Annotated in this window: 7 protein-coding genes; all 7 read left to right on the top strand. The window is 64.1% G+C overall.

Features of this window, described 5'->3' with window-relative positions; translation table 11 throughout:
• Nucleotides 1–293: hypothetical protein (locus ADADOO_RS17620; protein WP_511278823.1), on the top strand; the 293-nt coding region annotated here is incomplete at its 5' end.
• The gene (locus ADADOO_RS17615) at nt 274–963 is read left to right on the top strand and encodes a phosphatase PAP2 family protein (protein WP_511278822.1); all 690 of its coding nucleotides are present in this window, start codon (nt 274–276) and stop codon (nt 961–963) included. The genes ADADOO_RS17620 and ADADOO_RS17615, both read left to right, overlap by 20 nt.
• Nucleotides 964–1,249: 286 nt before the next feature.
• Nucleotides 1,250–2,674 (top strand): aspartate ammonia-lyase, encoded by a 1,425-nt coding sequence (gene aspA / locus ADADOO_RS17610; RefSeq protein WP_511278821.1) that lies wholly within the window; start codon nt 1,250–1,252, stop codon nt 2,672–2,674.
• Nucleotides 2,675–2,821: 147 nt separating this feature from the next.
• Entirely contained in the window at nt 2,822–4,129 is a 1,308-nt protein-coding gene (locus ADADOO_RS17605; RefSeq protein ID WP_511278820.1) for a dicarboxylate/amino acid:cation symporter, read from the top strand.
• 202 nt (nt 4,130–4,331) lie between these two features.
• Entirely contained in the window at nt 4,332–5,087 is a 756-nt protein-coding gene (locus ADADOO_RS17600; protein ID WP_511278819.1) for a sulfite exporter TauE/SafE family protein, read from the top strand.
• A gap of 203 nt (nt 5,088–5,290) precedes the next feature.
• On the top strand, nt 5,291–6,352 hold the full coding sequence (locus tag ADADOO_RS17595) for an asparaginase (RefSeq protein ID WP_511278818.1): 1,062 nt from the start codon (nt 5,291–5,293) through the stop codon (nt 6,350–6,352).
• Between the two features lie 134 nt (nt 6,353–6,486).
• Nucleotides 6,487–7,662, top strand: coding sequence for a porin (locus ADADOO_RS17590; RefSeq protein ID WP_511278817.1), 1,176 nt, complete (start codon nt 6,487–6,489; stop codon nt 7,660–7,662).
• Nucleotides 7,663–7,747 lie beyond the last annotated feature (85 nt).

The following is a 7,747-nucleotide window of genomic DNA, read 5'->3' as shown; positions in this document are numbered from 1 at the left end:
TCGCCGACAACCGCACCCTGCTCGCCCACATGCTCTACGAACTGCGCGACCTCAAACCAGTCGCCGCCAGCTGGAACCCGTCCGGCATCGCCAGCGACCATTACAAGCTCACGACCGATCTGCGCCCCTACGTCGGCAAGGACGCGATCCTGATCACCGACACGGCGCCGGGCGCTGATTTCGCCCCCCGCTTCGCCCGCATCGACAAACTCGCCACGCTCAAGGCGCCGCTCGACGCCACGACTAGCCGCGACATGGATGTTTACCTGCTGCATGACTTCAAGGGTTACTGAGCTGCGCATTGCCGGCGTCGTTTTTGCGCTGCTGGCGGTGCTCTTCGTCGCTTTCCCGGAAATCGACCTAGCTGCCAGCCGGGTTTTCTACCACGACGGCAAATGGGCGTTTTCCGGCGGCAACTGGCCGCTGTTCGAAGTGCTCTACCGCGGCACGCCGCGGGCCGGACAGGCGCTGCTCGTCATCCTCGCCGGCGGCCTGTTGCTCGGCAATTTCAAGCGTCTGCGCTGGCTGCATGCGCGGCGGACGACCTTCGGCTTCCTGCTCGCCGCCGCGCTGCTCGGACCGGTGCTGCTCGTCGACGCGACGCTCAAGGATGGCTGGCACCGGGCTCGCCCGGCGACGGTGGCCGAATTCAACGGCCCCTTGAAATTCACCCCCGCCTTCGTGCCGAGCGACCAGTGCCCCAAGAATTGCTCCTTCGTCAGCGGCCACGTCGCCACCGCCGCCTTCGTCATGGCCTTCGGCTGGCTCGCGGCGCCGGCAACCCGTCGGCGCTGGCTGCTGGCCAGCCTGGCCACCACTACCCTGCTTGCCGTGGTGCGCATGACCGCCGGCGGGCATTTCTTGTCCGACACGATTTTTGCGTGGTTCGCGACGTATTTCAGCCTGTGGCTGACGGAATGGGTTTTCCGGCGGCTGAAATGGCTGCCGTCGAGCGAAAAATGAGCATTCCCACGGTCAACCGGAAATAACGCCCAAAATCAAAAACCGCCGAATCCGGCGGTTTTTTGTTTTTGGGTCGCGCCCGATCAATCGCCCCGAGTATCAACCCCTTCGGAAATCCGAACGCCCGCCCTGCCGAATCCTCGGAAATCCGCCACCCTCGCCGCTTCACCCCGAAAAATCCCATAAAAATCAATCCCCGGCAAAACCGTTGTCGCTGGCATGGCACGTGCAATGAAAGAAAAACCGGGCACCCCCCGCCCGACCACAACACCGCACAGGAGACAACATGACCCAACAACCAACCCATCGCCTCGAACACGACCTGCTCGGCGACCGCCAGGTCCCGGCCGGCGCCTATTACGGCGTTCATACGCTGCGCGCCCAGGAAAACTTCGCCATCACCGGCATCTCGATCGCCGTTTACCCGGACCTGATCGGCGCCCTGGCCCAGATCAAGCAGGCCGCCGCCCAAGCCAACCAGCAGCTCGGCCTGCTCGACGCCAAGCGCGCCGATGCCATCGCCGCCGCCTGCCGCGAAGTCATCGATGGCCAGTGGCACGAGCAGTTCGTCGTCGACGTCATCCAGGGTGGTGCCGGCACCTCGACCAACATGAACGCCAACGAGGTGATCGCCAACCGGGCGCTCGAAATCCTCGGTCACGCCCGCGGCGAGTACCAGTATCTACACCCGAACGAGCACGTGAACATGAGCCAGTCGACCAACGACGTCTATCCGACGGCGCTCAAGCTCGCTACCTACGTCGGTATCTTCCGCCTGGTCGAGGCCATGGCCTACCTGCGCCGCGCCTTCGAGCGCAAGGCCGAGGAATTCGCCGACGTGCTGAAGATGGGCCGCACCCAGCTGCAGGATGCGGTGCCGATGACCCTCGGCCAGGAATTCTCGACCTACGCCGTGATGTTGGGCGAAGACGAGGAGCGCCTCAAGGAAGCCGCCCTGCTCATCCGCGAAATCAACCTCGGCGCCACCGCCATCGGCACCGGCATCAACGCCCACCCCGACTACGCCGCCATCGTCTGCCGCAAGCTGGTCGAGATCAGCGGCATCCCCGTGCTCACCGCCCCAAACCTGATCGAAGCGACGCAGGACTGCGGCAGCTTCGTCCAACTGTCCGGCGTGCTGAAGCGCGTCGCCGTCAAGCTGTCGAAAGTCTGCAACGACCTGCGTCTGCTCTCCTCCGGTCCGCGCGCCGGTTTCGGCGAAATCAACCTGCCGCCGCGTCAGGCCGGCTCATCGATCATGCCGGGCAAGGTCAATCCGGTCATCCCGGAAGTGGTCAACCAGATCGCCTTCGAAGTGATCGGCAACGACACCACCGTCACTTTCGCCGCCGAAGCCGGCCAGCTGCAGCTCAACGCCTTCGAGCCGATCATCGCCCACAGCCTGTTCAAGAGCGTGCTGCACCTCGGCAAGGGCTGCAGGACGCTGGCCGACTACTGCGTCGACGGCATCACCGCCAACCGCGAGACGCTGCGCGCCAGCGTCGAGCGTTCAATCGGCATCGTCACCGCGCTGAACCCCTACATCGGCTACGCCAACGCCACCGAAATCGCCGCCGAAGCCCATCTCAGCGGTCGCGGCGTCGCCGAGATCGTGCTCGAACGCAAGCTGATGAGCCCCGAGCAACTGGCCGACGTGCTGCGCCCGGAAGTGCTGACCAAGCCGCAAATGATCCTGCCGCGGGCGGCGTAAGGAAACGCTGATTTCTTCCCCACCGTTCGGGCTGAGCCCGTCGAAGCCCTTGCTGCACGGCCCTTCGACAGGCTCAGGGCGAACGGGGGAATTGATTGGCGGGTTAATAACGAACCTTCATCCCATGCACACCCCAAGGAAACCCTCATGAAAATGAACCGGTTAACCACCCTGATCATGATCGCCATGGTGCTCGGCGTCATCGTCGGCTACGCCTGCAACACGCTGGCCAGCGGCCCGGCCGCGGCCAAGGAAATCGCCGGCTATTTCGGCATCCTGACCGACATCTTCCTGCGCCTGATCAAGATGATCATCGCCCCGCTGGTCTTCGCCACCCTGGTCGTCGGCCTGGCCGGCATGGGTGATTCGAAGACCGTCGGCCGGATCGGCGCCAGAGCACTCGGCTGGTTTGTCGCCGCCTCGCTGTGTTCGCTGGCGCTCGGCCTGCTGTTCGCCAACCTGCTGCAACCGGGCGCCGATCTCGGCGTGCCGCTGCCCGAAGTCGGTGCCGCCGTGGGTCTGAAAACCAGCGCGCTGAACCTCAAGGATTTCATCACCCACGTCTTCCCGAAGAATTTCTTCGCGGCGATGGCGGCCAATGAAATCCTGCAGATTCTCGTCTTCGCCGTCTTCTTCGGCCTGGCGCTCGGCCATCTGCACAACCAGACGGCGCGTAGCCTGGTGAACACGATGGAAGAAGTCGTACACGTCATGCTCAAGGTCACCGACTACGTCATGCGCTTCGCCCCGATCGGCGTCTTCGGCGCCGTCGCCGGCATCATCACGACCCAGGGCCTGGGCATGTTGGTCGTCTTCGGCAAGCTGCTGGCCAGCTTCTACATCGCCCTGGCCGTGCTGTGGCTGGTGATCATTGCGGCCGGCTACTTCGTGCTCGGCAAGGAAGTCTTCCGCCTGCTCAAGCTGGTGCGCAGCCCGATGCTGCTCGGTTTCTCGACCGCCAGCAGCGAATCGGCCTACCCCAAGCTGATGGAGCAGCTCGAGAAATTCGGCGTGCGCGACCGCATCACCGGCTTCGTGCTGCCGCTTGGCTACTCCTTCAACCTCGACGGCTCGATGCTCTACTGCGCCTTTGCCGCGCTGTTCATCGGCCAGGCCTATGGCATTGATCTCAGCCTGACGACGCAGATCACCATGCTGCTGGTCCTCATGATCTCCAGCAAGGGCGTCGCCGGCGTGCCGCGTTCCTCGCTGGTCGTCGTCGCCGCCGTGCTGCCGATGTTCGGCCTGCCCGAGGCCGGCCTGCTGCTGATCCTCGGCATCGACCACTTCCTCGACATGGGGCGGACGGCGACCAACGTACTCGGCAACGCCATTGCCACTGCCGTCGTCGCCCAGTGGGAAGACGGTATCGATCCGGTGGACGAGGTGCTTGCTAAAATCGACGAAGCGCTGCCGGTGCCGGGCGAGGAGGCAGTTCCCGTTCCGGCGGCGTAAAGCCAGACGCAGAGGCGCAGAGACGCGGAGAAAATCAAAAAAAGACATGCCAGGGCAACGCCACTCACCCGCAAGGTGATCTGCCCCAGGCGATTAAGTCCTTGTTTTTCCTCCGCGCCTCTGCGCCTCTGCGTCGAAAATCCAGCCAATACTTTTTGCCCACCCCGGAGCCCCCCGCGCCGGGTCATTTTTTGAGTTCGCCATGACGATCGACTGGTTCATCCTCGCCCCCGCCGCCTTCTTCGCCGGCATGGTCGACGCCGTGGTTGGCGGCGGCGGCTTGATCCAGATTCCGGTGCTGCTCTCCGCCTTCCCGCAGAACGGCATCCCGACGCTGTTCGGCACCAACAAGGTGTCGAGCATCGCCGGCACCGGCGCCTCGCTGTGGCGCTACGCCCGCGCCGTGCGCATTCCCTGGCGCCTGGTGCTGCCCGCCACCGCCGCCGCGCTGCTCGGTGCCTGGCTCGGCGCCGCCGTGGTCGCCTGGATTCCGCGCGAAGCCATGCGGCCGCTGGTCGTCGTCATGATGCTGGCCGTCGCCATCTACACCTTCCTGCGCAAGAACCTCGGGCAGGAGGAAACGCACGAAGCGCGCCCCGGCGACCTCTGGCGCGGCGCCCTGCTCGGGCTGGTCATCGGCTTCTACGACGGTTTCTTCGGGCCGGGCACCGGCAGCTTCCTGATCTTCGGCTTCGTCCGCCTGTTCGGCATGGATTTCATCCGCGCCTCGGCCAGCGCCAAGGTCGTCAATTTCGCCACCAACCTTTCGGCCATCGGCTTCTTTGCCAGCCACGGCCCCATCCTGTGGGCGGTCGGCCTGACCATGGCGGCCTGCAACCTGGCCGGCGCCTGGGTCGGCACCCACCTCGCGCTGAAACACGGCGCCGGCTTCATCCGCAAGGCTTTCCTCGGTGTCGTTAGCGTGCTGATCATCAAGCAGTTGGTTGAAATTTTCTGAGGTTGCGGCTTGCCTATCGAAAATCCGATGCCCCGCATCGGCCAAGCCTCGACATTCCGTCAAACGCACCGGGCATCAGAAATCCGCCCCCCAATAAATCAAGCACTTAAAAAACCCGCCATCGCCCAAATATCTGGCACGCCCCGTGCTGATTAACGATTAAGAAACCAATTCCCGGTTTCCTCAATGTACAAGGAGATTCAATGAACCGCTTCCTCGCCCGCTGCGCGCTGATCGCCGTGGCCTTCTGCCAGGCGCTCCCGGCTTTCGCCGACAAACCCAACGTCGTCATCCTGGCTACTGGCGGCACCATCGCCGGGGCCGGCGCCGATGTGGCCAAGAGCGCCACCTATCAAGCCGCCAAGGTGCCGGTCGATAAATTGATCGCCGGCATTCCGACCCTCGCCGACGTCGCCCAGGTGCGCGGCGAGCAGGTCTTCCAGATCGCTTCCGAGAGTTTCACCAACGAGCACCTGTTGAAGCTCGGCAAACGCGTCGCGGCGCTGGCCAAACAGGCCGACGTCGACGGCATCGTCATTACCCACGGCACCGACACGCTGGAAGAAACCGCTTACTTCCTCAACCTCGTGGTGCATACCGACAAGCCCATCGTCGTTGTCGGCTCGATGCGTCCGGGCACGGCCATGTCGGCTGACGGCATGCTCAACCTGTCGAACGCGGTCAGCGTCGCCGCCAGCCAGGATGCGCGCGGCAAGGGCGTGCTGGTCACGATGAACGACGAGCTGAACAGCGGCCGCGACGTCGCCAAGATGATCAACATCAAGACCGAAGCCTTCAAGAGCCCGTGGGGCCCGCTCGGCATGGTCGTCGAGGGCAAGAACTACTGGTTCCGCCTGCCGGCCAAGCGTCATACGGTCAACTCGGAATTTGACATCGAAACCATCGACACCCTGCCCGCCGTCGAAATCGCCTACGGCCACGGCAACGTCAGCGACACCGCCTATCGTGCGCTGGCCGACAAGGGCGCCAAGGCCATCATCCACGCCGGCACCGGCAACGGCTCGGTCGCCGCCCGCGTCGTCCCGACCCTGCGCGAACTGCGCGCCAAGGGCGTTCAGATCATCCGCTCCTCGCACGTCAATGCCGGCGGCTTCGTGCTGCGCAATGCCGAACAGCCGGACGACCAGTACGACTGGGTCGTCGCCCACGACCTCAATCCGCAGAAGGCCCGCATCCTGGCTGCCGTCGCCATGACCAAGACCAGCGACAGCAAGGAACTCCAGCGCATCTTCTGGGAATACTGAGCCAACGCAGTTTGACTAGCTAAGCCAGAGGCGGGCGCAGCAGCCCGCCACACTCCCCACGTTTCAGACAGACACCGATGCCGCATCGCAGATGCCGGCAGGGACCCACTTTTTCTCGAATCAAGGATCGCACCATGAAAAAACTCGTACTCGCCATGACCGCCGCCGGCCTCTGCTCGGCCTTCGCTCCCGCCCAGGCCGGCGAACTGGACGACATGAAGGCTGCCATGCAAAAAATGCAGGAGCGCATCGCCCAGCTCGAAGCCCAGGCCAAGGAAGCCCCGCGCGCCGCACCGGACAGCAAAGCGCCGGTGCTCTCCAACTCGTCACTCGGCGCCAATGCCAACGTCACCGTTTACGGCAAGATCGACCTGTTCACCGAATACAACAGTGGCGGCGGCAAGGGCGACCGTCTGTCGCTCGAATCCGGCGGCCTCAACGGCACCCGCCTCGGCATCAAGGGCGGCGCCGACATCACGGAAGGCGTCCGCGGCGTCTTTCAACTGGAAAGCGGCATCTTCCTCAACAAGGGCACGCTGGCCCAGGGCGGGCGGCTGCTCGGTCGCCAGGCCTACGCCGGCATCGAAGGCAAATACGGGCGCCTGACCGCCGGCCGCCAGTACTCGCCGGTCTACAACGCCATCATCAATTACGACGCCTACGAGCAGGGTTACGGCTCGCCGACCACCGACGGCAACGTCAGCACCGGCTCCACCCGTTTCGACAACTCGCTGGTCTATGCCAGCCCGAAATTCAAAGGGCTGAGCGCCAACCTCATGCTGGCGCTGGGCGGCGAAACCGGCAAGTCTTCGGACGCCATTGCTCTCGCCGTCAATTACGAAAACGGCCCCTTCGACATGAGCGTCGCCTATCAGGACGACGACCACGCGAGCAGCACGACGGCACACACCGAAAACGCCTTCATCGGTGTCGGCTACCAGATCATGAAAACCAAGCTGCTCGCCGGCTACGGCCACGCCGTCACGACGCCGGACGCTGGCCTCAAGACGACGCGCCATGAATGGATGGTCGGCAGCCGCACGGCCGTGACCGGCACCGGCAAACTGCTGCTCTCCTACGGCGAAGGCCAGACCGAGAACAGCAACCCGGACAACAAGGGCAGCGTCGCCACCATCGGCTGGCTAGAAAGCATCGGCGCCCAATCCGCCGTCTACGGCATCTTCTCCGCCCACAAGAACAGCGCCGGCTCGGCCCTGGTCCCGATGGGCACCAGCTCAGCCGCCAACTACACAGTCAATCCGGGCGATTCGGCTTACGGGCTGGCGCTGGGGTATCAGTACTGGTTCTAAGCGGGGCACGCTGCACGGCGAAACCCAGGCGGGTTATAGTGGTCCCCGTTTTCAAGACAGCGGTTTAAGCTGGGCGCTGTCATAA

Source organism: Azonexus sp., from assembly GCF_036170495.1.
In the GTDB taxonomy this organism is placed as follows: domain Bacteria; phylum Pseudomonadota; class Gammaproteobacteria; order Burkholderiales; family Rhodocyclaceae; genus Azonexus.
This window is presented reverse-complemented; position numbering and strand designations above follow the sequence as displayed.

What these genes read in the sequence shown, in the direction of transcription:
- aspA (WP_511278821.1), top strand. Translation starts at nt 1,250, where the DNA reads ATGACCCAACAACCAACCCATCGCCTCGAACACGACCTGCTCGGCGAC.
- ADADOO_RS17615 (WP_511278822.1), top strand. Translation starts at nt 274, where the DNA reads ATGACTTCAAGGGTTACTGAGCTGCGCATTGCCGGCGTCGTTTTTGCG.
- ADADOO_RS17600 (WP_511278819.1), top strand. Translation starts at nt 4,332, where the DNA reads ATGACGATCGACTGGTTCATCCTCGCCCCCGCCGCCTTCTTCGCCGGC.
- ADADOO_RS17595 (WP_511278818.1), top strand. Translation starts at nt 5,291, where the DNA reads ATGAACCGCTTCCTCGCCCGCTGCGCGCTGATCGCCGTGGCCTTCTGC.
- ADADOO_RS17590 (WP_511278817.1), top strand. Translation starts at nt 6,487, where the DNA reads ATGAAAAAACTCGTACTCGCCATGACCGCCGCCGGCCTCTGCTCGGCC.
- ADADOO_RS17605 (WP_511278820.1), top strand. Translation starts at nt 2,822, where the DNA reads ATGAAAATGAACCGGTTAACCACCCTGATCATGATCGCCATGGTGCTC.